The organism is Sphaerisporangium melleum (assembly GCF_014646695.1).
Lineage (GTDB): Bacteria > Actinomycetota > Actinomycetes > Streptosporangiales > Streptosporangiaceae > Sphaerisporangium > Sphaerisporangium melleum.
In genome coordinates this window covers 76,343-99,261 of the sequence record NZ_BMNT01000028.1, presented here as the reverse complement: position 1 = coordinate 99,261, position 22,919 = coordinate 76,343, and the positions used below count along the sequence as shown (strand labels likewise).

Sequence of the window (22,919 nt, the reverse complement as noted above, 5' to 3'; positions counted from 1 at the left end):
GTTCCTCATCCTTCTCGGCATCGATCTGCACATCGGCGGCGTATGACGGCGCGGGGCGCATCGGGGGCGCCCCACCCCGGCCCGTCGCGCGAGGCGCACCGTCGGCCCATCGGCCGGGATCGGGCTGTGATCAGCTGTGATCAGAGGAAACCGCCGTGGTAGATCCCCATGGCGGCGCCGAGGAACGACATGACGATCGCCACGATGTTCACCGCGCGCTCGGCGGTCGTCGCGGACACATATTGCGAGTAGAGCCCGACCAGGAAGCCGATCACCCCTGCCCACGACGCCACGGCGTGGGCGAGCACGACCGGGCCGCTCAGGAACGCGATGACGCCGCAGACCAGCGCCACCGCCGTCAGGGTGTTCTCCAGGGTGTGCTTCTTGCCGTCGCTGTTCAGCGTGAGGCGGACGTGCTCCCGGCCTGCGGGACTCGTGGCGGATGGCATGACCGTTACCTCCTTTTCCTTCTCTTCGCGACGTTCCCCGCATGGGGGCGGGCAACCGTGACAGGGAGGTTCCACTGCCCTGGTAGACTTCCTGAGCTGCGCCATCTATGCGTGCCATCCGGCGTTCGCGCCGTCGGGCACGTCGCGGCTCCGCGCCACCGAGGCGGGAGCGCGAGGCGCCGGCATTCCTCCTGTCACGGCATGGTGTCGTGACCGCAAGAGTCCAGAGGAGGTTGGAAGTTCCATGCGTCGTTACGAAGTGATGGTCATCCTCGACCCGTCTCTCGATGAGCGCACCGTGAGCCCTTCGCTCGACCAGTTCCTCGGCGTCATCCGCAACGATGGCGGCACCGTGGAGAAGGTCGACGTCTGGGGCCGTCGCCGGCTGTCCTACGACATCGCCAAGAAGTCCGAGGGCATCTACGCCGTCATCGACCTGACGGCGGCTCCGGCCACCGTCAAGGAGCTCGACCGCCAGATGAACCTCAACGAAGGCATTCTGCGCACCAAGGTGCTCCGCCCCGACGTGCACTGAGCAGCCGCGAAGTCCCGCCGAAGCCCGGCTTTTGTCGGGCGGTGGCCGTACGCTGAGGCGCGACAGGCTGCGCAGACTCACGCAGGAAGGCGAAAGCGACCGATGGCAGCAGGCGACACAACGATCACCATCGTCGGCAATCTTGTCGACGACCCCGAGCTGCGTTTCACCCCTTCGGGGCAGGCCGTGGCCCGGTTCCGCATCGCGTCCACTCCGCGGTTCATGGACCGCCAGACCAACGAGTGGAAGGACGGCGAAAGCCTCTTCCTGACCTGCAACGTGTGGCGCCAGGCGGCGGAGAACGTCGCCGAGAGCCTCCAGCGTGGGATGCGGGTCATCGTCCAGGGCCGTCTCAAGCAGCGGTCGTACGAGACCAAGGAAGGCGAGAAGCGCACCGTCTACGAGGTCGAGGTCGACGAGGTCGGCCCGTCTCTCCGTAACGCCACCACCAAGGTCAACAAGACCTCGCGGCAGGGTGGCGGCGGGGGCGGCGGCGGCGGTTTCGGCGCCTCGGACGACCCGTGGGCCTCGGCCACCCCGGCACCCTCCGGCGGAGGGTACAACGGCGGTGGTGGCGGCGGCGGTGGCTACGGCGGTGGCGGCTACAACCAGGGCGGCTACGGCGGTGGCGGAGGCGGCGACCTCAGCGACGAGCCTCCGTTCTGATCATCACCCATTCATTCCAGTAACCGATCGACCATTCCCGCATCACGCGGGGCTCTCCCAGGAGGAGCACCAAGATGGCGAAGCCGGCACTGCGCAAGCCGAAGAAAAAGGTTTGCCTGTTCTGCCACGACAAGATCTCCTACGTCGACTACAAGGACACGGCGCTGCTGCGGAAGTTCATCTCCGACCGCGGCAAGATCCGTGCTCGCCGGGTGACGGGCAACTGCACCCAGCACCAGCGTGACGTGGCCACCGCGATCAAGAACGCTCGTGAGATGGCCTTGCTGCCGTACACGAGCACTGCGCGCTGACAAGGAGGCTTGCCAGACATGAAGCTCATTCTCACCACTGAGGTCTCGGGCCTCGGCGCGCCCGGTGACATCGTCGAGGTCAAGGACGGCTACGGCCGCAACTACCTGATCCCGCGCGGCTTCGCCATGCGCTGGACCCGTGGCGGCGAGAAGCAGATCGAGTCCATCAAGAAGGCCCGTGACGCCCGCGAGATCCGCGACCTCGGCACCGCCAAGGAGGTCGCCGGCCGGCTCGGCGCGCTCAAGGTCAAGCTGAAGACCCGCGCCGGCGACTCCGGCCGGCTGTTCGGCTCGGTGACCACGGCCGACATCGCCGACGCCGTCAAGGCCGCCGGCGGTCCCGAGCTCGACCGCCGTCGCATCGAGATCAACAATGCGATCAAGAGCGTCGGCTCCCACCGCATCTCGGTCCGGCTGCACCCCGAGGTGTCCGCGAGCCTCGACGTCGAGGTCGTCGGCTCCTGACCTTCCGCCTCCGGTCGGCCGGCCTGCGCCGGTCGCCGGGAGGCAGATAACGGTCTGAGGTAGACGAAGGCCCCCTTCTCCATGAAGGGGGCCTTTTCGGCTCCCTGGGAACTCTGTATACGGAAATACGTTGTGTCCGTTATCCTGGGCGACGAATTCCCTGGTGTTCCCCCCTGTTGGAGGCCCATATGCTCCGTCCCTCGATGCTGCCTGCGCTCGGTGCCCTCGCGCTGGTGGCGGTGGCGTGCGCTCCGGCCCCTGACGGCGCCACCCCGGCGGCGAGCGGCTCCGGTACGGCGAGCGCGACCCCCGCGGCGTCCGCGTCCTGCACGAAAGAGCAGCTCAAGCTGGTCAAGCCGGGCACGCTGACCATCGGTACCGACAAGCCGGCCTACGAGCCGTGGTTCAAGGACGACAAGCCCGCGAGCGGCGAGGGATTCGAGAGCGCGGTGGCCTACGCCGTGGCCGGAAAGCTCGGCTTCGCCAACGGCGAGGTCTCCTGGGCCACCGTCCCGTTCGGCTCGGCGTTCACGCCCGGGGACAAGCAGTTCGACTTCGACATCAACCAGGTGTCCATCACCCCTGCCCGGGCCAAGGCCGTCGACTTCAGCACCGGTTACTACACCGTCAAGCAGGCGGTGGTCGCCCTGGAGGGCTCGAAGGCCGCCGCCGCGACCTCCCTCGCCGCTCTGAAGGACGTCAAGATCGGTGTGCAGGTGGGCACGACGGCGCTGCGCGCCGTCAAGGAGGTCATCCAGCCGGGTGAGCAGCCCAACGTGTACAACGAGCAGATCGACGCGGTGAGCGCCCTGAAGAACAAGCAGGTGGACGCACTCGTGGTCGACCTGCCCACCGCGTTCTACGTCACCGCCGCCCAGGTGCCCGGCTCCAAGATCGTGGGACAGTTCGGCGGCGGCCTTGGCACCCCCGAGGAGTTCGGCCTGGTGCTGCAGAAGGGCAACCCGCTGGTGACCTGCCTCGACCAGGCGATCGGTGACCTCAAGGCCTCGGGAGAACTCGCGGCCATCGAGACGAAATGGCTCGGCTCGGCGGCCGGCGCGCCGGAGCTGAAGTGAGCGACCGGGCTCCGGCCCCGCCCGCCGCCCCCGGTGCGGGCCACTCCTGGCACAAGAGCGAGCGGCAGCGCGAGCGCGAACGGCTGCGCCGCCGCTCCGGGCTGCGGTCCGGGTCGATCGCCACCGGCTCCACCGTCGTGTTCCTGGTCCTGGTGCTGTGGGGGATCACCGCCTCGCCAGGCTGGCCGCGGGTCAGGGAGACGTTCTTCGACGCCGGGCAGTTCACCGGCGCCCTGCCGGACGTCCTGGACGGCTTCCTGCGCAACATCAAGATCTTCCTGATGGCCGAGCCGCTGATCCTGGTCGTCGGACTACTCGTGGCGCTGGTGCGCACTCTGCACGCGCCGGTCTTCTTCCCGCTGCGCTCGCTCGCGGTGCTGTACACCGACGTCTTCCGCGGACTGCCGACCATTCTGGTCATCTACCTCGTCGGATTCGGCCTGCCCGCACTGCGGCTGCAGGGCGTGCCCACCGATCTGGCCACGCTGGGCGTCATCGCGCTGGTGCTGTCCTACGGCGCGTACGTCGCCGAGGTGTTCCGCTCGGGCATCGACTCGGTGCATCCAAGCCAGCGCGCCGCCGCCCGGTCCCTCGGGCTCACCCATGGCCAGGCCATGCGCTACGTCGTGCTGCCGCAGGCCGTGCGGCGTGTCGTTCCGCCGCTGCTCAACGACTTCGTCTCCCTGCAGAAGGACACCGCCCTGGTCGCGACGATCGGGCCGCTCGAGGCGCTGCGCCAGGCGCAGATCCACACCGCTGACAGCTTCAACTACACCCCTTACCTGGTGGCCGCGCTGCTGTTCATCCTGCTCACCATTCCGATGGCCCGGCTCACCGACCATCTGGCCGCCCGGTCGCAGCGAAGGAGGGGAGCGTGAACGGGCCGGCCGAGCCGCGGCGGAACCTGCTGGAGATCGCGGGCGTGTGGAAGCAGTACCACCGCCACAGCGTGCTGCGCGGCATCGACCTGTCGGTGGACTCCCACGAGGTGGTCTGCCTGATCGGCGCGTCCGGCTCCGGCAAGTCGACCCTGCTGCGCTGCGTCAACCTGCTGGAGACCGTCGACGACGGCACCATCCATCTGGACGGTGACGAGATCACCGACGTGCGGGCGAACCCGGACGAGGTGCGCAAGCGCATCGGCATGGTGTTCCAGTCCTACAACCTCTTCCCCGCGATGACGGTCCTGGACAACATCACGCTGGCGCCGCGCAAGGCGCACCGCGTGCGCCGGGCCGAGGCCGAGGAACGCGCCCGTGAACTGCTCGCCCGGTTCGGCCTGGCGGACAGGGCCGCGGCCTATCCCGACCGGCTGTCCGGCGGGCAGCAGCAGCGGGTGGCGATCATCAGGGCACTCGCCACCCGGCCGCGGCTGCTGCTGTTTGACGAGGTGACCTCCGCCCTGGACCCGGCCCTGGTCGGCGAGGTGCTGGAGATCATCCGAGAGCTCAAGGACTCCGGCATGACGATGGTGCTGGCCACCCACGAGATGGGCCTGGCGCGGGACATCGCCGACAAGGTGTGCTTCCTGGACGGCGGAGTCCTGCTGGAGCAGGGGACGGCGGAACAGATCTTCACCGAGCCGCGCGAGCAGCGCACCAGGGAGTTCCTCCAGCGGGTGCTCGGCCGCGGTTGACCGTTCTACGCCCACCGGCGCACTCAGCCGCCGGTGACCAGCCAGGCGCGCCCGTACGCGCGCGCGCCGAGGGTGACCAGCCGGGCGGTCATCCACAGCCCGAGCGCGATCCACAGGGCCACCAGGCCACCGCCCAGGTGGACGACGGCGTACGCCGCGGGCAGGTAGACGGCCGCCGTGACCGCCGAGGCCCAGGCGAGATAGCGCCGGTCGCCCGCCCCGATGAGCACGCCGTCGAGCACGAACACCACCCCGGACAGCGGCTGGGACAGCGCGACCGGCCACAGGACCGCGACGAGCTGCTCGGCGACGTCCGGGGAGGCGTCGAACAGGTGCGGGATGACCGGCCGCAGCGCGATGAGGGCGACGCCGAGAACGGCCCCGTAGCCGATGCCCCACACCACCATGGTGCGCGTGGCGGCCCGGGTGTGCGCGGTCTGCCCGGCGCCGAGGGTGCGCCCGACGATGGCCTGGCCCGCGATGGCGAGCGCGTCGAGGGCGTAGGCCAGCAGCGACCAGATCTGCGTCGCGATCGCGTGCGCCGCGAGCTGGGCTACTCCCATGCGGGTGGCGACGGCGGTCGCGACGATCAGCACGATGCGCAGGCACACCGTCCGGATGATCAACGCGATGCCCGCGGTGCCGGAGGCTCGTACCCCTGCGAGGTCGGGCCGCAGCGAGACCCGATGCGTGCGGGCGGCGCGGGCGGCGACGACCAGGTAGACCGCGGCGCCGAGGCCCTGAGCCAGGACGGTGCCCCAGGCCGACCCTGCGATGCCCCAGTGCAGGAGCAGCACGAACACCGCGTTCAGCACGGCGTTGAGGGCGAAGGACCCGATCGCGACGGCCAGGGGGGTCACCGTGTCCTGCAGGCCGCGCAGGATGCCGGTCCCGGCCAGCACGACCAGCATGGCCGGGACGCCGAACAGGCTGATGCGCAGGTAGGTCACCGCCCCGTCGAACACCTCGGGAGCGGCGCCGAACCATTCGACGATGGCCGGGGCGAGCGGCCAGCCAGCCGCGAGCAGCACCAGCCCGATGCCTGTGGCCAGCCACAGGCCGTCGATGCCCTGCTTCACCGCCCGCTCGACATGGCCGGCCCCCACCTGCCGGGCCACGGCGGCGGTCGTACCGTACGCCAGGAACACGCAGATGTTCACCAGCGTGGTGAGCGCGGTCCCCGCGATGCCGAGGGCGCCGACCGCTGCCGTGCCGAGCCGGCCGACGATGGCATAGTCGACGAGGATGAACAGCGGCTCCGCGACCAGGGCGCCGAAGGCGGGAACGGCGAGGCGGAGGATCTCCCTGCCGCCGACACGAGGGGTAAGAGCCACTTGTCTATCTTGCCCCTTACCGTGGCATGCTTCGCCCCGGCCGCGCCGCTTGTCGTGTCGTCTACCGGACTTTCTTTCCTCCACAGCCCGTGGATAACGTTTCCGCTGCTCAAAGCGGTGTGTGGATATGTTGTCCACAGTTATCCACAGGCTTGTCCCCAGCGTTCCCACACCTCTGGCGCAGAAGTGCACACGTTATCCACAGGGTTATCGACAGGGCGCGTTGCCGGTGGCGGGAGAACCGGCGAAACTGTCACCCCGGCTACTTCGGGGGTGGCACGGGGGAGCAAGGGAGGGCCGCCAGTTGAGCAGTGAGACCGTTCCGGCCTTCGACGCACCGTTCGAGCGCACGCCCCCGAGCAACATCGAGGCGGAGCAGTCGGTGCTGGGCGGCATGCTGCTGTCCAAGGACGCCATCGCCGACGTGGTCGAGGTGCTGCGCGCCGACGACTTCTACCGGCCCGCCCACCAGATCATCTACGACGCCATCCTCGATCTCTACGGGCGGGGCGAGCCGGCCGACGCGGTCACCATCTTCAACGAGCTGTCCCGGCGCGGTGAGATCGCCCGCGTCGGCGGCGGCGCGTACGTGCACACCCTCACCGCCATCGTGCCCACGGCCGCCAACGCCGGCTACTACGCCAAGATCGTGCGCGAGCAGGCCGTCCTGCGACGGCTCATCGAGGCGGGCACCCGCATCGTCTCCTTCGGGTACGGCGGGCAGAACGAGGAGGTCGACGAGCTGGTCGACCGCGCCCAGGCCGAGATCTACGCGGTCACCGAGCGGCGCACCAGCGAGGACTACCGCCCGCTGTCGGAGATCATGCCGGGCGCGCTGGACGAGATCGAGGCGATCGGCAGCCGCAGCGGCCAGATGGTCGGTGTGCCGACCGGATTCCAGGACCTGGACGCCCTGATGAACGGCCTGCACCCCGGCCAGATGATCGTCGTCGCCGCCCGCCCGGCCATCGGTAAATCCACCCTAGGTCTGGATTTCGCCCGATCTGCTGCGATTAAGCACCATATGACCACCGTGGTGTTCTCGCTGGAGATGTCGCGCAACGAGATCACCATGCGCCTGCTGTCCGCCGAGGCGCGCGTCGCACTGCACGCCATGCGTGCGGGCACGATGACCGACGACGACTGGACCCGCCTCGCGCGCCGCATGAGCGAGGTGGCCGAGGCGCCGCTGTTCATCGACGACTCGCCGAACATGTCGATGATGGAGATCCGCGCCAAGTGCCGCCGCCTCAAGCAGCGTCACGACCTGCGGTTCGTGATCGTCGACTACCTCCAGCTGATGAGCTCGCCGAAGAAGACCGAGAGCCGCCAGCAGGAGGTCTCCGAGATCTCCCGTGCCCTCAAGCTGCTGGCCAAGGAGCTCGAGGTGCCGGTGATCGCGATCTCCCAGCTGAACCGCGGTCCCGAACAGCGCACCGACAAGCGCCCCCAGGTCTCCGACCTACGTGAGTCCGGTTGCCTTACTGCGGACACCCGTGTGCTTCGTGCCGACACCGGAGCCGAGGTCTCCTTGGCGGAGTTGATCGAGTCGGACGCGCGTGATGTTCCGGTGTGGTCGCTCGATGAGAAGCTTCGGCTGGTACCCCGCACGATGACGCACGTCTTCCCCAGCGGAGTGAAGGAGGTGTACCGACTACGGTTGAAGTCCGGCCGGGAGGTGACGGCGACGACGAACCATCCCTTCATGACCTATGACGGATGGCAGCCGCTAGGAGAGATGCGGCCGGGAGTACGGATCGCCGTCCCACGCCATGTTCCGGCCCCGCGGGAGCTACGAGAGTGGCCGGAGAACGAGATCCTCCTCTTGGCGCATCTCATCGGTGATGGATCCTTCGTCAAAAAACAGCCGATCCGCTACGCGAGCCGCGATGAGGCATGTCTGTCGGCGGTGACGCAGGCCGCGACCCACTTCGGTGTCAGCGCGGTCAGGGACGAATATCCCGCCGCAAGAGTCACGACTCTGCGGCTGCCGGCCCCTTATCGGCTGACTCACGGCAGACGTAATCCCATTGCGGCATGGCTTGACTCCTTGGGGCTGTTCGGCCTTCGGAGTCATGAGAAGTTCGTACCCGATGAGGTCTTCTCGTTGTCCAAGGAGCAGATAGGGCTGTTCCTGCGGCATCTCTGGGCGACCGACGGTTGCGTCTGGTTGGGGGAAAAGGGCGGTCAGGCGAGGATCTATTACGCCTCGACCAGCCGTCGCCTGATCGATGACGTGGCACGGTTGCTCCTCCGGTTCAACGTGATGACACGCGTGAAGGAGGTGCGCAAGACCGGCTGTCGGCCCGGTTACCAGTTGCACATCTACGGTGCGGAGAATCAACTCAGGTTCCTGCACGACGTTGGGGTGTACGGTGAGCGATCGGTTCAAGCCGCTCGGTGTATCGCCAGGCTCGAAGAGATCAAGGGCAATACCAACGTCGATACGGTGCCTGGCGAGGTCTGGGATCGTGTCCGCGACATCATGGCCGAACAGGACATGACTCATCGGCGCTTCTCGGCTTTGCTGGGAACTCAGTTCTGCGGCGGCACCATGTGGAAGCACGCCCCCAGCCGTGAGCGTCTCGGGAGGGTGGCTGCCGTTCTGCAGCACGCCGAGCTCGAGATGCTGGCAACGAATGACGTGTTCTGGGACGAGATCGCCTCGATCCAGAGCGTGGGGTACCAGCAGGTCTACGACGCCACGGTGCTGGGGACCCATAACTTCGTAGCGAACGGGATATCGGTTCATAACAGCATCGAGCAAGATGCCGACGTGGTGATCCTGCTCCATCGGGAGGACGCGTACGAGCGGGAGTCACCGCGGGCGGGCGAGGCCGACCTGATCGTGGCCAAGCACCGTAACGGGCCCACGGCCACGGTGACCGTCGCCTTCCAGGGCCACTACAGCCGCTTCGTGGACATGGCCCCGCACTGAGGTGAGCGATGAGCACGCGTGCGCACGTCCGGCAACGTCCGGCCGCGTGGGTGCCTGACAGCGCTCGCGTCGCCGAACGACCTGGACAACGGGACGGTGTGGTCGCGAAATGTGGCCGGTGGGATCGGCCGGTGGGGCGGCGTGGACGGTGCGCGCGGGCGGTCAGGACGGCGGGTGGCCTGGAGCGGCGGCGATCTCACGCAGAGCCTCGGAGGTGGCCTCGTCGGCGGGGTAGAACGACTCGATGGCCAGCTCCGCGACCGTGACGTCGAGCGGGGTGCCGAAGGTCGCGATCACGCTGAAGAACGCCAGCTCGCCGCCCTCGTGCCGCAGTCGCAGCGGCACCATGATCTCCCCGGGGCCGGGTGACTCGACCTCGGGCTCGGGCTGGTCACAGGGGTAGGCGCGCAACTCCTGGTCCAGCGCCTCCAGATGGGGGTCGGCGGTCACCGCGATCTGGCGGCGCAGCCGGCCGAGCAGATGCGCCCGCCACTCGCCGAAATTGACGATGTGCGGGGCGAGACCTTCGGGATGCAGGCTGGCCCGCAGGACATTGACGGGCGCGGCCAGCAGGCGCGGCGACACCAGCCGCGTGAGGAGCCCCAGGCCGGTGTTGCCGTCCACGAGGTTCCAGCGCCCGTCCACCACGGCCGCCGGGTACGGGTCGTGCCCGGTGAGGATCTGCCTGATCGCCCGGTGCACGGCCCGCATGCCCGGCGCGTCCAGGGCCTGCTCGGTGAAGACGGGGGCGAAGCCGGCCGCGAGCAGCAGGCGGTTGCGCTCGCGCAGGGAGAGGGTCAGGTGCTCGGCGAGGAGCAGCACCATCTCCCGGCTGGGGTTGGACCGTCCGGTCTCCAGGAAGCTCAGGTGGCGGGCGGAGATGTCGGCCTGGATGGCGAGGTCGAGCTGGCTGAGCCGGCGGTGTTCGCGCCACCGCCGGAGCAACTGGCCCACCGGCCGCTGCGAGAGCCCGGTCGTCGTCATGGCCCGAGCGTATGCCGGTCCGTGCGGCCCCGCGATTACGCCGCGGGTAATCACCTCCACTCCGGCTCCCGGCGTGTCCTGCTCCGGAGGGCCGAGGTGGAGGTGAACGGCTGCGGACTGCCGTCTCGGACCTCGGATTCGGCAGATGGTGGAAGTGCCCCGCAGGCTCAGGCGGTGGAGCCGCCGTCCACGACCAGGTCATGGCCCACGACGAACGTGGCCTCGTCCGAGGCGATCCACAGCACCGCGGCGGTGATCTCCGCAAGATCACCGACCCGGCCGATGGGAAGCTGCCGCTTGAGGCGTTCGGCGCGGTCGGCCTCGGTCTCGCCGGGACGCATGGACATCGGCGTGTCGTGCGGTCCGGGGCTCACCGCGTTGATGCGGACGCCTTCGCCGATGTACTCCAGGGCGGCGGTGCGGGTGAGCGCCACCACCGCGGCCTTGGACGCGGCGTAGGCGCCGAGCCCGGGGATGCGCTTGTGCGCGCCGACCTGGGAGGAGATGTTGACGATGACGCCTCCGCCGCCCCGGCGCATGGCCGTGATCTGGTGTTTCATCGACAGGAAGACGCCGGTCGTGTTGGCCTCCAGCGTGTGCGCCCAGTCGTCCTCGTCGATGTCGGCCACCTGGCCCATCGTGAACACCCCGGCGTTGTTCACCGCGACGTCCAGGCGCCCGTGCCGCCCGATCACCTCGTCGATCAGCCGGGCGACGTCCGGTGAGTCGGTGACGTCGGCGGTCACCGCGTCGGCCCGGCCGCCCTCGGCCTCGATGAGCCGGACGGTCTCCGCGAGCGGCGCGGGCCGCCGGCCGGTGACGACCACCGTCGCGCCCTCGCGGGCGAAGCCGCGGGCGAGGGCGCGGCCGATGCCCGACCCGCCTCCGGTCACCAGCACCACTCTGCCGTCGAATCTCATGATCTTCACCTTCCATCTGGATCGATCGTTCTGGAAAGAGCCGTTGACGACCCCGCCGTGCTCTCTATGGCGGGTGATCGGCCCTGGCGCTGGGCCGGTGCGTCCGTCGCGACGTCCGCGGAGGCCGCGGACGCCTGGACGCGTTCAGTCCAGTACGGACAGGGCCTGGGCCGCGGCGTCCCGCAGACGGCCGGGGTCGGGGGACCCCTTGCTCACCAGTCGCAGGCCCTGCAGAAAGACCAGCAGGAAGCGGGCCAGCGCCCGTGGATCGCGGCCTTTGGGTAACTCGTCCTGTGCCCGGGCCCGGGTCAGGGCCGAGGTCAGCGCGGTCTCCATGGCCGTCCAGTTGGCGTCCAGCAGGCGGCCGACCTCCGCGTCCCCTGGCAGCATCTCGGCGGCGGCGTTGACCACCATGCAGCCTCGCCGGCGTACGTCGTTCACCGAATCGACCGCGTAGTGCTCCACCAGCGCGCGTACCGCAGGGAGTGCGGGCCCTGGCTGGGAGAGGATCTCGATGGGCGAGGGCCGTCGCGTTTCGATGTAACGCCGCAGGGCGAGCAGGTAGAGGTCGTGCTTGCTACCGAAGGTGGCGTACAGGCTGGCACGGGCCACGCCGAGCCTCTCGACCAGGTCGGCCATCGATGTCGCCTCGTAGCCGCGCTCCCAGAACAGCTCTAGGGCGGCCTGGAGCGCCTCGTGCGGGTCGAACTCTTTGCTGCGGGCCATGTGCGACACTCTATCAAGAACGATCGGTCTAATATGCGGTGGCGGCCGCCCCTGTGGGCCGCCACCGGGTGATCATGGTCACTCCCAGCGGAAAGCGCGGGCGGCGAAGGCGCCCGCCACCAGCGTCCAGGCGACCAGGACGCCGAGGTGGAGCGGCTGCGGAGCCTGCCCGGCCCAGGAGTCGTGCATCGCCTGGGCGAACGCGCCGGTCGGGGTGAAGTCGCTGAACCGGAGCAGAACCTCCGGCATCAGCTGACGCGGCAGCCACAAACCCCCGAAGAACAGCAACGGGAACATCGCCAGGGCGCCGGCGCCGCCGGCGGCGCGCCCGTTCGGGACCAGGGCGGCGACGCACAGACCGAGCGTGAACAGAGCGCTCACCCCGAGGACGAAGGCGAGCACGAACCAGGCGGGCGCGGCGGGCGGCAGTGAGCCGAGGACCAGGTGACCGGACAGGATGGTCAGGAACGCCGCGAGCGCGGCCGTCGCGAGGTTCAGCAGCAACTGCGCACCCAGCAGGGTCGCCGGCGAGACAGGCGTCACCGACAGTCTGCGCAGCACACCGCGCTCGCGGTAGGTGGCGAGGACGCTCGGGATGGCGCTGAACGCCGCCGTCGCCACCGCCAGCATGATCATCGTCGACGGGAGGTGGATGTCCACCACTCGCTCGCCGGTGGCCGGGTCGGGCTGGCGGAACGCGGGAATGGCGCTGCCGAGGATCAACAGCAGCGCGAGCGGGAGAACGAGAGTGAAGAAGGCCGTGGCCGGGTCGCGCAGGAAGAGCCTGGTCTCGGCGAGCAGCACCTTGCGCAGCGCGGAGGGCCGGTGGCGGGTCACGGCGGGAGAGTCGGTGGTCGTCATGGCCGCCTCCTAGGCGGGGTCGGCGGCCGGGCGGCCGGTGAGGGCGAGGAAGGCGTCGTCCAGGGTGGCGCGCTCGGACTGCAGCTCGGCGGGGACGATCTGGCAGGCGGCGAGCGCCGTGGTCACGGCGAGCAGCACGCCGTCCTGCCCGGCGACCGTGACCATGTCGCCCTCGCGGCTCAGGCTCGTCACCTCGGGGAGCGCCCTGAGCACCTCGTCGGCGCCCGGCCCGCCACGGAACCGCACCCGCTGCCCGCCCCCGGCGCGGGCGACGAGGCCGGCGGGGGTGTCGACGGCGGTGACCCGCCCGCGATCGATGACCGCGACGCGATCGCAGAGCCGCTCGGCCTCCTCCATGAAATGGGTGACCAGCACAACGGTGACGCCGCGTCGTCTGACCTGCTCGATCAGGCTCCAGGTCTCGCGGCGGGCCAGCGGGTCGAGTCCCGTGGTCAGCTCGTCGAGGACGGCCACGCGGGGCGCGCCGACCAGGGCCAGGGCGATCGACAGCCGTTGACGCTGCCCGCCCGACAACTTGGCGAACGGGGTGTCGCGCTTGGACCCGAGCCCGACCTCCTCCAGTAGAGAGCGCCAGTCGGCCGGGCGGTCGTAGAAGGAGGCGTACAGATCGAGTGCCTCCCCGACGCGGAGCCTGTCGGGAAGCGAGCAGTCTTGCAATTGCACGCCCACCCGGCGCCGCACCTCGGCGCGATCTGTGCGCGGGTCGAGGCCGGTGACCGTGAGCGTGCCGCCATCGGGGGTGCGCAGGCCGCACAGGCACTCGATCGTGGTGGTCTTGCCGGCGCCGTTGCGGCCGACCACGCCGAACACCTCGCCCTCTCGGACGGTGAAGGACACTCCGTCGACCGCCGCACGCCCGCCGTACGCTTTGCGCAGGCCGGTGATCTCGATGATTTCCATGTCCACGACGCTAGAAAGCCGGTGAGCGCGGCGGAATGAACCTGTTTCCCCGGCTGAGGTGTACCTAGGTACACCCTGGAACGGCAGTCACGACCACTGCGGATCGCGGGTCCGATGGCGCAGACTTGACCGTATGCCACTCAAGACCACGCTCGTCGGCCTGGGGCGTTCCCTGGTGCTGTCCGCCCTGGCTGCGGTGAACGCCGTGCTCTTCGCGATGGCGGCGCTGGTCTTGCTGCTGTGTTTCGGCTTCGGCATGATCTTTCTGTTCCCGGCCGGCGTCCGCCTGATCCGCCGCCGGGCCACCCACGCGCGCAGGCTGGCCCTCGCCTGGGCCGACGTGCAGATCATCCCGCCCTACCGCCCGCCGCCGCCCCCGCCCATGCCGCAACGCGACGGCTGGTACCGCGAAGGCCGGAGCCTCTACCGCACGTCCATGGTGCCGAACTTCAACCGCACCTTCGCCTGGATGCTCAAAGATCCGGCCACCTGGCGCGACCTGGCCTGGCTGCTCGCCGAGACGCTGGCCGGCGTCCTGCTGGTCGCCCCGCCGCCGTTGCTGGTGGTGCTCGGCCTGGCGCTGGTGCCGCAGGGCCCGCTGTACGCCGTGATCGGCCTCGCGCTGGCCTCCGCCGGTCTGCTGCTGGCCCCGCGCATGGTCCGCCTCCACGGGTTGTGGACGCGGTGGCTGCTCGCCCCGACCCCGAACGCCCGCCTGACCAACGCCATCCGCCGGCTCGAGCAGGTGCACACCGAAGCGGTCGACACCCAGGCCGCCGAGCTGCGCCGCATCGAGCGCGACCTGCATGACGGCGCGCAGGCCCGCCTGGTGGCGATCGGGATGACCCTGGCCGCGGCCGAGGAGCTCATCGACTCCGACCCGCGGGCCGCCAAGGCACTGATCGTCAAGGTGCGCGAGGCGTCGGCGGCGTCGCTGATCGAGCTGCGGCAGCTCGTGCGGGGCATCCATCCGCCGGTGCTCGCCGAGCGCGGCCTCCGGGACGCGGTCCGGGCGCTCGCCCTCGACAGCCCGCTGGAGGTCTCGGTCAACGTGGAACTGCCGGTACGGCCCGAGGCTCCCGTCGAGTCCGCGGCCTACTTCGTGGTCAGCGAGTTGCTGGCCAACGCCGGCAGGCATGGCAACGCACGCCACGTGACGGTCGACATCAGCCGCCGTGGCGTGGCCCTGCGCATCACGGTCATCGATGACGGCCAGGGCGGCGCCGACCCGTCGCGGGGCAGTGGCCTGCGCGGCATCGAGCGCCGGGTGGCCGCCTTCGACGGCGTCCTCGCCTTGCACAGCCCCGAGGGCGGGCCGACGACCGCCAGCGTGGACATCCCTCGGGCTTTCGCCGGGCAGGGGGCGTGCGGCGCCGTCGTGCCCCGGTGGAAATATCGCCTGCTGGCTCTGCTGCTCGGATTGTGCTGGTTGCCGATGTTCCCGCAGGGGCTCGTCGCCATGGCCTTGAAGATCTTCCAGGTTGACGAGCGGAGCTGGTTCCTGGCCCTCTATCTCCCGGAGCCGTTCCAGTGGCCCATGATGGGCACCATGGTTCTCCTGGGTTCCGCCATGACCTACTACGCGTACCGGCTCTCCATCGAGATCAGGCAGGCCGAGGCGGGAGTGACCGTGTGAGGGTCGTCCTGGCCGAAGACCTCTATCTGCTCCGCGACGGCATGGTGCACCTGCTCCAGGCGCACGGGTTCGAGATCGTCGCGGCGGTGGAGTCGGGGCCCGAGCTGCTCAAGGCACTGCTGGACGAACGTCCCGAGGTGGCGGTGGTCGACGTACGGCTGCCGCCCACCTTCACCGACGAAGGGCTGCAGGCGGCGCTGGCGGCCCGTCGATCCATCCCCGGCCTTCCGGTGCTCGTCCTGTCCCAGCACGTCGAGCAGCTGTACGCCAGAGAGCTGCTCGCCGACGGCACCGGCGGCGTGGGCTACCTGCTCAAAGACCGGGTGTTCAATTCCACGCAGTTCGTCGACGCGGTGCGCCGGGTGGCCACCGGCGGCACCGCCATGGATCCCGACGTGATCGCGAAGCTGCTGGCCAGCAACGCCCGGCATGAGCCACTGGGGCGGCTCAGCCCGCGCGAGCGCGAGGTGCTCGAGCTCATGGCGGAAGGCCGGTCGAACGCCGCCATCGCTCAGCGGCTGTTCCTCAGCGAGAGCGCGGTGGCCAAGCACACCGCGAACATCTTCGCCAAGCTCGGTCTGGCCGCCTCCGACGATGACAACCGGCGCGTCCTCGCCGTCCTCGCCTACCTCAACGGCACCCGAGGCTGATCCGCACAGCGCAAGAGTGGGTGTGGTGCCGGGTTGGCGGATAAATGTCCGGGGCAGCCGCTACCTTGCCTGCAGGAGCAGAAGACCGAAGGGGATGGGCCGACGTGAAGATCCAGGTGAGTCGTGACGTGCTGGCCGACTCGGTGGCGTGGACGGCCCGCGCGTTGCCCGCGCGCCCGGCGGTGCCCGTGCTGTCCGGCATTCTGCTGGAGGCCCTCGGCGACGAGCTCGCGCTCTCCGCGTTCGACTACGACGTCTCGGCCCGCGCGGTGATCGACGCCGACGTGGCCGAGCCGGGCAAGGTGCTGATCCCGGGCAGGTTGCTCGCCGAGATCACCCGCAGCCTGCCGGCCGAGCCGGTGCAGATCGCCACCTCCGGTGCCGAGGCGGTGCTCACCTGCGGTGGCGCCGAGTTCGGCCTGGTCACCATGCCGGTGGAGGACTTTCCCAGCCTGCCCGCCATGCCGCCGAGGGCGGGCGCGGTGGGCGGCGGCGTCTTCGCCTCGGCCGTCGCCCAGGTGGCCGCGGCCGCCAGCCGCGACGCGACCCTCCCCATGCTCACCGGCATTCGCGTCGACATCGACGGCGCGAACGTCGCCATGGCGGCCACCGACCGCTATCGCATCGCGGCCCGTGACTTCCTGTGGCACCCTGAGCAGCCCGGTGTGCGGGCCGCGGTCATGGTGCCCGCCCGGGTCATGGTGGAGATCGGCCGTTCGCTGCGCGCGGGCGAGGTGTCGATCGGGTTCGGCGACGGTGTGGCCGGATTCGAGTGCGGCGGGCGCACCACCACGGTGCGACTGCTGGACGAGCAGTTCATCGACTATCGCGCCCGGCTGGCCGACACCTGGGCGATGCGCGCCGAGATCGCCGTGGCGCCGTTCGTCGAGGCCGTCAAGCGCGTCGCCCTGGTCGCCGAGCGTCACACCGCGATCCGGCTGTCGTTCAGCGAGGGGCAGGTGCTCGTGCAGGCAGGCGGCGGCGACATCGGCCGGGGGGCTGAGGCCGTCGCGGCCGAGCTGGACGGTGCGGACATCCAGATCGCCTTCCAGCCGCACTACCTGCTGGACGGCCTGGCCGGAGTGGAGACCGAGAAGGTTCGGCTGCACATGGCCTCTCCGACCCGCCCGGCCCTGATCACCGACGCGGACGACGACCCGGCCTTCCGCTATCTGGTGATGTCCCTGCGCCTGGCCTGACGCCGGGCGGCAGCCGCCACGTGCGCCTGGCGCGGACATGAGAAAGCCCGTCACCTGCCAGGTGACGGGCTTTTCGGACACGCGTGACAAACTGGTCAGTCGACCAGCTCCGGGGTCTCGGCGAGCGCGATGGCGATGTGCTCCATGCACGCGTACCCCGCGCGCTCGGCGGCCGCGGCGTCCCCGGCGGCGATGGCCCGCACGATGGCGTCGTGCGGGATGTGGCCGTTCTCCAGAGGCGTGCCCGCGGCGGCGATGCTGGCACGCAGCGCCGCGCTGAAGTCCTTGTACAGCTCGATCAGCACGCGGTTGTGCGTGGCTTCGACGACCGAGACGTGGAAGGCCAGGTCGGCCTCCACGAAGGCGTCGACCTCGCCCTCGGCCCACGCCTCCTCGCGCCGGAGCAGGGCGGCTTCGATGAGTTCGATGTCCCCTTCGGTGCGCCGTACGGCCGCGAGCCTGGCGGCCTCGACCTCCAGCGCGCGGCGGACCTCAAGGATCTCCAGTTGCTCGGCGGCTCGCAGGCGCCGCGCCATGGCGCCCGAGAGCTCGCTGGTGGCACGGACGTACGTGCCGTCACCCTGGCGGCATTCCAGCAGACCCGCGTGGGTGAGCGCCCGCACGGCCTCGCGGACGGTGTTCCGGCCGACGCCGAGCTGCTCGGCGAGGACCGTTTCCGTCGGGATCTTGGCATGCAGCCGCCAGGCTCCCGAGGTGATCTGCTCTTTGAGCTGCTCGATCACCTGGTCGACGAGGGAAGCCCGCTGCGCCGTACGCAGACTCACTGTCTGCCTCCTCCGGGTAACCAATCATCCTACGAGTCAATGATTGGTCGACCTTATTTATTCCACGGACTCCGCGCCAAATTCGCGGAGCCCTGGCGGGGGAGACCTACCGTGCGAACACCGCCGCAGTGACGGCACCGACGACGGTCGACCTGACCCCGACCGCTTCGAGTGCCCTACGATACGCGCGCGTCTGCCGCCCCCGGTCACCGGCCTTGCCCCAGAGGTCACCGAGTTCGCGCCAAACCTCGGCCACCGTCCGGTCGCGAACCGCCCCGGACACGGGCGCCGCCGTCAGCAGCTCCTCGGCGCGCTCCAGGTGGGGCGCGGCCTGGCCGTCGGACCGTGCCAAGGCGCTCTCGGCGAGCACCAGGTACGCGGACGCGGTGACGGTGCCCGCCACGTGGTCGGTGAGCAGCTCCAGTGCCTTGGCCGCGAGGTCGCCGGCCTCCCCGGCCGCACCGGACCGCAGGTGGACGCGGGACAGCACGACCAGGCTGTGCGCGTACTCCAGGGACTCGGAGGGCAGGGCCGAGAAGACCTCGGTGGCACGGGTGACCAGCTCGTCGGCGGTGCCGAGAGCGGAGTCGGCCCCGGACGAGGACAGCTGCGACCAGTGCATGGCGACCTTCGCCATCTGGACCGCGATGCGGGCGGGCCGGCCGGCGCTCAGCGCGTCGTCGGCGAACTGCACCGCGAGCGCGGAGTCTTCGCCCTCGGCGGCGGCGATGCTCGCCTGCCACAGCGAGAGCACCTCAGTCGTGCGGTTCATCGGCACCGGCACGCCGGTGGCGGTGAGCACCTGCTCGACGTACGGCAGCCCGATCTCGGCGTCGGCGAGCGCCGCGGCCAGGTCGACGGCGACCTCGCCGTGGAACAGCGACAGCTGAGTGGCCTGTTCCAGGGCCTTGCCCCCGAGGTCCCGGGCGCGCATCACGTCGCCGGCCCTGTGGTAGCACCGGCACAGCGCGACGGTCAGCGGCAGGTCGGCCAGGCGCTCGGGGTGAGCGGCGGCCTCCCGGCGCAGCCTCTCGTACGCCTCGACGGCGCGGCCGAGCTTGCCCTGCGCTTCGAGCGCACGTGCGCGGCCCAGGCGGGCGTGCGCGGCGAGCAGCGCGTTGTCCTCTCCCGCCGCCTTGACGATCTCCCCGAAACGCTCGGCGGCGAGGGCGGGATCGCCGTGGTAGAGCTCCAACTCGGCATGACGCAGGCCGAGTTCGGTGTCGATGCGCTGGCGCGGCTCGATCCCGTGGAGAAGGAACTCGGTGGTGCAGCCGAGGCGCTCCGCCAGGAGGCGGGCCACCACCGGCGTCGGCGTGCGCTTGCCGGACTCGATGAGTGAGACATAGCTGTCGGAAAGGTCGGGTCCGGCCAGCTGGGCCTGAGACATACGCCTGCTCAGACGCAGCCCGCGGACGCGATCACCGATGGTTCCCTGACTCGGCATGTGATCTCTTAAGGCGATGTTATGGTCAATGGTCTCGCCATGATGGCACGAAGCGGCCGAATCGGGTATACCCACGTCAAGAATCCGGAGGGGCAAGTCCGTCTCACCCCTCGGGATTCAGGACGAACCCGGACTAATCATCGTCGTCCGAACTGGGAAACAGCATCTGGCAAACCTCGAGGTACAAGGTCTCCGGGTACGGAATGTAGGGCACCGTCGAGAGCGCCTGGTCCTGACCGGCCGACTCCAGGACGAACTCGCCGTACCCGAGCATGCGGCCGAGCAGCGAGCGCTGGAAGCTCATGTCGGTCACCTTGCCGAGCGGCATCATCGCCACCCGGCGGGTGATTAACCCGGTTGTCAGGAGCATGCGTTTAGAGGTCACCACGAAGTAGTCGACGGACCACTCGGCCACTTTCCACACGAAGCGGATCAGTAACAGCAGCCAGGCCCACCAGACGATCACCAGTGCCTGGGAAGCCTGGTTGTCACCGAGCCACTTGCTCAGCAGGCCCGCCAGGACCAGGCCGCCGAAGACCTCGGCGACCGGCCGCAGCAGCACGGCCGGGTGGCGCCGCACCATGATGACCTGGTGTTCATTGGGCAGAAGGTAACGGTTGACCGAGGACGGAGCAGAGTCTCCGTGGGTCACCAGCCTCAAGTTAGCCTCGCGACGAATAGCGCCAGCGAATCCGCGGCGTTCACGACGGTGTCCATTGCCCCTCTGACCGCGCTCGCCGCATCAGCCGGTCTGGTGAACAGGTAGAAAGCCACAAACGCGATGGCTGTGTACGTGAGAACCTTCTTGACCTGCACTGCCGCCTCCGTTAACAAGTCACCCACTGCACCCACGGTATACATTACCCAGCCCTTTGGCTCGGTAAAGGCATCCCGACCCGACAGTCTGTGCGGGTCTGGATGTGACGTGTGTCACCCTCGTTCGCCGGCCACCGCGGCGAGCACCTGCAGGTGCTTGCGCGCGATGCGCTCGACGAGGCTCGGGTAGGCGTACCCGGTGACCTCCATCGCGCCGTGATGTGCCGCCTCGATGCAGCGGGTCACCGTCGCGGCGGGATGGACTCCGGCGAACTCGACCTTCAGCGCGGTCTCGACCTGTGTGTAGGCGTCAAAATCCGGCAGTTGGTCCATCGCTCTCCCCGGTGTGCGTCCACGGTCGGCTTGGACCGGGAACACAGTGACATCGTCATCACCCTGTGTACCCTCGTAAGCACACTATGTAACTAAGGGTGTGTCAACCTGGGGAAGAAGTAAGGAAAAACAATCAGACGACGCCGTACAACCGGTCCCCCGCGTCGCCCAGGCCGGGGACGATATAGCCGTGCTCGTTCAGCCGCTCGTCCAGGCTCGCGGTCACCACGCGTACGGGGTTGCCCGAGCCGGCGAAGACCTGCTCGAGGTGCGCGAGGCCCTCGGGGGCGGCGAGCAGGCAGAGGGCGGTGACGTCCTCGGCGCCGCGGGCGAACAGCAGCTCGATCGCGGCCGCGAGCGTGCCGCCCGTGGCGAGCATGGGGTCGAGCACGTAGCACTGCCGGCCGGAGAGGTCTTCGGGCAGCCGGGTGGCGTAGGTCTGCGCCTTGAGCGTGCCCTCGTCGCGGATCATGCCGAGGAACCCGACCTCGGCGGTGGGCAGCAGGCGGGTCATGCCGTCGAGCATGCCGAGGCCCGCGCGCAGGATGGGCACAACGAGCGGCACGGGACGTGCCAGGCGCACCCCGTGGGCGGGGGCGACAGGGGTGGAGACCGTCACGTCGGTGACCCGCACGTCACGCGTTGCCTCGTACGCGAGCAGGGTGACGAGCTCGTCGGTGAGCCGCCGGAACGTCGGGGAGTCCGTCCGCTCGTCCCGCAGCGTGGTCAGCTTGTGGGCGACGAGCGGATGATCAACGACGAGGGTCTTCATGGCTGCCAACGCTATCCCCTGCGACCGGGTGAACGGTACGAGCGGGCCGGTAACCCCCATCACGTGCAGACGCGCAGGCAGCGGCCGTCTTTGATCACAATTTGCCCGAGGGGCGTACGTGACGCCTGTGATTCTGGGAGCATTACCAACTGTAAGAACCGCGTCGGTGGGGTGAAGATGACAGACGTAGATGCTCTTGACTTCGCCATCGTGGTCTACCGCGAGGACGACCACTGGGAAGCCGAGATGTTGCCCGTGGGGCTCACCGCGGACCTCCACGGGCTGATCCATGCGCTGCGCCAGCAGCCGAGCATGGGGGCGACGATTGGCCTGGTCGCCGTGGGGGATGACTTCTTCGTGGCATTAAGAGTGTTCGGCGAGCGCGTCGACGTCTTCCTGTCCGACATCACCGCGGCCTGGGACTGGCCGCTGGCCCAGCAGGTGCTGGAGTACCTCGACGTCCCCGTGCCGGAGGAAGAGGAGCTCGACATGGTCCTCCCGGCCGGAGACCTGTCGATCTTCGCCGATCTCGGGCTCGACGAGATGGAGCTCGGCGCCCTCTCCGGTGACCTCGAACTGCTGCCTGACGAGGTGCTTTCCAGCATCGCCGCGCGGCTCGGGTTCTCCCAGCCGTTTGAACGTGCCGTCGACTCAGCCATCGGCTGACCTCGGGAGCCCCGATCATGCCCTCGAGACCTACCCACAGTGCTCTGTTCGCCGCGGCTTTCGTCCGCACTCCCGACGGGTGGAGCGGTGCCGAGGTCGACCTGACCAACGCCGAGATCGCCGACGATCTGGGCGACGCCGTGCAGGAGGCCCTCGGCCTGAACGGTGACGAGCTCACCCTGCTGTGCGTCGAGGTCGAGGACGAATGGTTCGCCATCGTCCGTTACCAGGACGACGCCGAGCCGCGTGCTTTCCTCTCCGACGCCCACGCGGCGGCCGGCGACGGCCTGGGTGAGCTGTTCAACGAGCTCGCCGGTGTCCTGGTGCCCGAGAAGGAATCCGATCTCGGCATCCGGCCGGCCGGCGACTTCGAGCTGCTCGGCGATCTCGGAGTGAGCGCTGAGGAGTTGCTGGAGCTGAGCATGGAGGAGGGGGTGCTCCCGGCCGACACCCTTTCGGTGATCGCGGAGAAGCTCTCCTTCGCCGATGAGCTCGACCGGCTGCACTAGCGCCGTGCGCAGATGCGGAGTTGCCGGGACGGCGTCGCGGGTACGTCCGTCCCGGTGAGCGACCAAGGGGAACCGGCGGAGTTCGAGCCTGCCATGCGGCTCGCCCTGGAGCAGGCCGCTCTGGCCGGGGCCCGCGGTGAGGTGCCGGTGGGTGCCGTCGTCCTCGGGCCCAGTGGTGAGGTGCTGGCCGTGGCGGGCAACGACCGTGAGGCGGGCGGTGATCCGACCGCGCACGCCGAGGTCCTCGCCCTGCGCGCTGCGGCACGGGAGCGCGGCGAGTGGCG

At 69.4% G+C, this 22,919-nt stretch carries 27 protein-coding genes; 14 read left to right on the top strand and 13 right to left on the bottom strand.

Annotated elements, in window-relative coordinates; genetic code table 11:
- Nucleotides 1–140 precede the first annotated feature (140 nt).
- Entirely contained in the window at nt 141–449 is a 309-nt protein-coding gene (locus IEY93_RS24175; protein ID WP_189165395.1) for a hypothetical protein, read from the bottom strand.
- Between the two features lie 244 nt (nt 450–693).
- Here IEY93_RS24175 and rpsF point away from each other — a divergent pair, with 244 nt between their 5' ends.
- The 7 genes from rpsF (at nt 694) to IEY93_RS24140 (ending at nt 5,138) form a co-directional block, all read left to right on the top strand.
- On the top strand, nt 694–984 hold the full coding sequence (rpsF, locus tag IEY93_RS24170) for a 30S ribosomal protein S6 (protein ID WP_189165394.1): 291 nt from the start codon (nt 694–696) through the stop codon (nt 982–984).
- A gap of 102 nt (nt 985–1,086) precedes the next feature.
- Complete coding sequence (locus IEY93_RS24165) at nt 1,087–1,650, top strand: single-stranded DNA-binding protein (RefSeq protein ID WP_189165393.1); 564 nt, start codon at nt 1,087–1,089, stop codon at nt 1,648–1,650.
- A gap of 74 nt (nt 1,651–1,724) precedes the next feature.
- Nucleotides 1,725–1,961 carry a 30S ribosomal protein S18 gene (gene rpsR, locus IEY93_RS24160; protein WP_061256131.1) on the top strand — a complete coding sequence of 79 codons (237 nt, stop codon included), beginning with the start codon at nt 1,725–1,727 and terminating at the stop codon, nt 1,959–1,961.
- 18 nt (nt 1,962–1,979) lie between these two features.
- Nucleotides 1,980–2,426, top strand: coding sequence for a 50S ribosomal protein L9 (rplI, locus tag IEY93_RS24155; protein ID WP_189165392.1), 447 nt, complete (start codon nt 1,980–1,982; stop codon nt 2,424–2,426).
- 203 nt (nt 2,427–2,629) lie between these two features.
- Nucleotides 2,630–3,502: an ABC transporter substrate-binding protein gene (locus IEY93_RS24150; protein ID WP_229691418.1), complete on the top strand. Its 873-nt coding sequence runs from the start codon at nt 2,630–2,632 to the stop codon at nt 3,500–3,502.
- Entirely contained in the window at nt 3,499–4,380 is an 882-nt protein-coding gene (locus IEY93_RS24145) for an amino acid ABC transporter permease (RefSeq protein WP_229691417.1), read from the top strand. The genes IEY93_RS24150 and IEY93_RS24145 overlap by 4 nt, the downstream gene beginning before the upstream one ends.
- Nucleotides 4,377–5,138: an amino acid ABC transporter ATP-binding protein gene (locus IEY93_RS24140; protein ID WP_189165389.1), complete on the top strand. Its 762-nt coding sequence runs from the start codon at nt 4,377–4,379 to the stop codon at nt 5,136–5,138. Before IEY93_RS24145 ends, IEY93_RS24140 begins: the two co-directional genes overlap by 4 nt.
- A gap of 23 nt (nt 5,139–5,161) precedes the next feature.
- Here IEY93_RS24140 and IEY93_RS24135 read toward each other — a convergent pair whose 3' ends face one another.
- Nucleotides 5,162–6,472 (bottom strand): MATE family efflux transporter, encoded by a 1,311-nt coding sequence (locus IEY93_RS24135; protein ID WP_189165388.1) that lies wholly within the window; start codon nt 6,470–6,472, stop codon nt 5,162–5,164.
- Nucleotides 6,473–6,776: 304 nt separating this feature from the next.
- On the opposite strand from IEY93_RS24135, the gene IEY93_RS24130 reads away from it, so the two are divergent.
- Entirely contained in the window at nt 6,777–9,410 is a 2,634-nt protein-coding gene (locus IEY93_RS24130; protein ID WP_203968530.1) for a replicative DNA helicase, read from the top strand.
- A 162-nt stretch (nt 9,411–9,572) separates the two neighbouring features.
- Here the strand turns inward: IEY93_RS24130 and IEY93_RS24125 are convergent, their stop codons facing one another.
- The 5 genes from IEY93_RS24125 to IEY93_RS24105 form a co-directional block, all read right to left on the bottom strand.
- The gene (locus IEY93_RS24125; RefSeq protein ID WP_189165386.1) at nt 9,573–10,394 is read right to left on the bottom strand and encodes a helix-turn-helix domain-containing protein; all 822 of its coding nucleotides are present in this window, start codon (nt 10,392–10,394) and stop codon (nt 9,573–9,575) included.
- Nucleotides 10,395–10,561: 167 nt separating this feature from the next.
- Nucleotides 10,562–11,314, bottom strand: coding sequence for an SDR family NAD(P)-dependent oxidoreductase (locus tag IEY93_RS24120; RefSeq protein WP_189165385.1), 753 nt, complete (start codon nt 11,312–11,314; stop codon nt 10,562–10,564).
- A gap of 144 nt (nt 11,315–11,458) precedes the next feature.
- The gene (locus tag IEY93_RS24115; protein WP_189165384.1) at nt 11,459–12,040 is read right to left on the bottom strand and encodes a TetR/AcrR family transcriptional regulator; all 582 of its coding nucleotides are present in this window, start codon (nt 12,038–12,040) and stop codon (nt 11,459–11,461) included.
- A gap of 78 nt (nt 12,041–12,118) precedes the next feature.
- On the bottom strand, nt 12,119–12,901 hold the full coding sequence (locus IEY93_RS24110) for an ABC transporter permease (RefSeq protein WP_229691416.1): 783 nt from the start codon (nt 12,899–12,901) through the stop codon (nt 12,119–12,121).
- Nucleotides 12,902–12,910: 9 nt separating this feature from the next.
- A complete protein-coding gene (locus IEY93_RS24105; protein WP_189165383.1) occupies nt 12,911–13,822 on the bottom strand; it encodes an ABC transporter ATP-binding protein in 912 nt (303 codons plus the stop codon).
- Between the two features lie 133 nt (nt 13,823–13,955).
- Between IEY93_RS24105 and IEY93_RS24100 the strand changes: the two genes are divergently transcribed.
- The 3 genes from IEY93_RS24100 (at nt 13,956) to dnaN (ending at nt 17,307) form a co-directional block, all read left to right on the top strand.
- Nucleotides 13,956–15,458, top strand: coding sequence for a sensor histidine kinase (locus IEY93_RS24100; protein ID WP_189165382.1), 1,503 nt, complete (start codon nt 13,956–13,958; stop codon nt 15,456–15,458).
- Nucleotides 15,455–16,108, top strand: coding sequence for a LuxR C-terminal-related transcriptional regulator (locus tag IEY93_RS24095; RefSeq protein WP_189165381.1), 654 nt, complete (start codon nt 15,455–15,457; stop codon nt 16,106–16,108). Before IEY93_RS24100 ends, IEY93_RS24095 begins: the two co-directional genes overlap by 4 nt.
- Before the next feature lie 104 nt (nt 16,109–16,212).
- On the top strand, nt 16,213–17,307 hold the full coding sequence (gene dnaN / locus IEY93_RS24090) for a DNA polymerase III subunit beta (protein WP_189165380.1): 1,095 nt from the start codon (nt 16,213–16,215) through the stop codon (nt 17,305–17,307).
- A 95-nt stretch (nt 17,308–17,402) separates the two neighbouring features.
- Here dnaN and IEY93_RS24085 read toward each other — a convergent pair whose 3' ends face one another.
- The 6 genes from IEY93_RS24085 to upp all read right to left on the bottom strand — a co-directional run bounded on the left by IEY93_RS24085 (nt 17,403) and on the right by upp (nt 21,460).
- Nucleotides 17,403–18,092 carry a FadR/GntR family transcriptional regulator gene (locus tag IEY93_RS24085; protein WP_189165379.1) on the bottom strand — a complete coding sequence of 230 codons (690 nt, stop codon included), beginning with the start codon at nt 18,090–18,092 and terminating at the stop codon, nt 17,403–17,405.
- A gap of 106 nt (nt 18,093–18,198) precedes the next feature.
- Complete coding sequence (locus IEY93_RS24080; RefSeq protein WP_189165378.1) at nt 18,199–19,539, bottom strand: helix-turn-helix domain-containing protein; 1,341 nt, start codon at nt 19,537–19,539, stop codon at nt 18,199–18,201.
- A 133-nt stretch (nt 19,540–19,672) separates the two neighbouring features.
- The gene (locus IEY93_RS24075) at nt 19,673–20,200 is read right to left on the bottom strand and encodes a PH domain-containing protein (RefSeq protein WP_189165377.1); all 528 of its coding nucleotides are present in this window, start codon (nt 20,198–20,200) and stop codon (nt 19,673–19,675) included.
- On the bottom strand, nt 20,197–20,382 hold the full coding sequence (locus tag IEY93_RS24070) for a hypothetical protein (RefSeq protein WP_189165431.1): 186 nt from the start codon (nt 20,380–20,382) through the stop codon (nt 20,197–20,199). Before IEY93_RS24070 ends, IEY93_RS24075 begins: the two co-directional genes overlap by 4 nt.
- Before the next feature lie 87 nt (nt 20,383–20,469).
- On the bottom strand, nt 20,470–20,688 hold the full coding sequence (locus IEY93_RS24065) for a three-helix bundle dimerization domain-containing protein (protein WP_189165376.1): 219 nt from the start codon (nt 20,686–20,688) through the stop codon (nt 20,470–20,472).
- Nucleotides 20,689–20,821: 133 nt separating this feature from the next.
- The gene (gene upp / locus IEY93_RS24060; RefSeq protein WP_189165375.1) at nt 20,822–21,460 is read right to left on the bottom strand and encodes a uracil phosphoribosyltransferase; all 639 of its coding nucleotides are present in this window, start codon (nt 21,458–21,460) and stop codon (nt 20,822–20,824) included.
- Nucleotides 21,461–21,637: 177 nt separating this feature from the next.
- Between upp and IEY93_RS24055 the strand changes: the two genes are divergently transcribed.
- The 3 genes from IEY93_RS24055 to IEY93_RS38560 form a co-directional block, all read left to right on the top strand.
- Complete coding sequence (locus IEY93_RS24055; RefSeq protein WP_189165374.1) at nt 21,638–22,126, top strand: tRNA adenosine deaminase-associated protein; 489 nt, start codon at nt 21,638–21,640, stop codon at nt 22,124–22,126.
- A gap of 17 nt (nt 22,127–22,143) precedes the next feature.
- Nucleotides 22,144–22,635: a tRNA adenosine deaminase-associated protein gene (locus IEY93_RS24050; RefSeq protein ID WP_189165373.1), complete on the top strand. Its 492-nt coding sequence runs from the start codon at nt 22,144–22,146 to the stop codon at nt 22,633–22,635.
- Nucleotides 22,636–22,728: 93 nt separating this feature from the next.
- Nucleotides 22,729–22,919 (top strand): deaminase (locus IEY93_RS38560; protein ID WP_229691423.1); only part of this gene is annotated, 191 nt, incomplete at its 3' end.

Coding starts and splice junctions, on each gene's coding strand:
- IEY93_RS24100 (WP_189165382.1), top strand. CDS start 13,956: ATGCCACTCAAGACCACGCTCGTCGGCCTGGGGCGTTCCCTGGTGCTG.
- upp (WP_189165375.1), bottom strand. CDS start 21,460: ATGAAGACCCTCGTCGTTGATCATCCGCTCGTCGCCCACAAGCTGACC.
- IEY93_RS24150 (WP_229691418.1), top strand. CDS start 2,630: ATGCTGCCTGCGCTCGGTGCCCTCGCGCTGGTGGCGGTGGCGTGCGCT.
- IEY93_RS24120 (WP_189165385.1), bottom strand. CDS start 11,314: ATGAGATTCGACGGCAGAGTGGTGCTGGTGACCGGAGGCGGGTCGGGC.
- rpsF (WP_189165394.1), top strand. CDS start 694: ATGCGTCGTTACGAAGTGATGGTCATCCTCGACCCGTCTCTCGATGAG.
- IEY93_RS24055 (WP_189165374.1), top strand. CDS start 21,638: ATGACAGACGTAGATGCTCTTGACTTCGCCATCGTGGTCTACCGCGAG.
- IEY93_RS24175 (WP_189165395.1), bottom strand. CDS start 449: ATGCCATCCGCCACGAGTCCCGCAGGCCGGGAGCACGTCCGCCTCACG.
- IEY93_RS24105 (WP_189165383.1), bottom strand. CDS start 13,822: ATGGAAATCATCGAGATCACCGGCCTGCGCAAAGCGTACGGCGGGCGT.
- IEY93_RS24165 (WP_189165393.1), top strand. CDS start 1,087: ATGGCAGCAGGCGACACAACGATCACCATCGTCGGCAATCTTGTCGAC.
- IEY93_RS24115 (WP_189165384.1), bottom strand. CDS start 12,040: ATGGCCCGCAGCAAAGAGTTCGACCCGCACGAGGCGCTCCAGGCCGCC.
- rplI (WP_189165392.1), top strand. CDS start 1,980: ATGAAGCTCATTCTCACCACTGAGGTCTCGGGCCTCGGCGCGCCCGGT.
- IEY93_RS24110 (WP_229691416.1), bottom strand. CDS start 12,901: ATGACGACCACCGACTCTCCCGCCGTGACCCGCCACCGGCCCTCCGCG.
- IEY93_RS24125 (WP_189165386.1), bottom strand. CDS start 10,394: ATGACGACGACCGGGCTCTCGCAGCGGCCGGTGGGCCAGTTGCTCCGG.
- IEY93_RS24080 (WP_189165378.1), bottom strand. CDS start 19,539: ATGCCGAGTCAGGGAACCATCGGTGATCGCGTCCGCGGGCTGCGTCTG.
- rpsR (WP_061256131.1), top strand. CDS start 1,725: ATGGCGAAGCCGGCACTGCGCAAGCCGAAGAAAAAGGTTTGCCTGTTC.
- IEY93_RS24065 (WP_189165376.1), bottom strand. CDS start 20,688: ATGGACCAACTGCCGGATTTTGACGCCTACACACAGGTCGAGACCGCG.
- IEY93_RS24050 (WP_189165373.1), top strand. CDS start 22,144: ATGCCCTCGAGACCTACCCACAGTGCTCTGTTCGCCGCGGCTTTCGTC.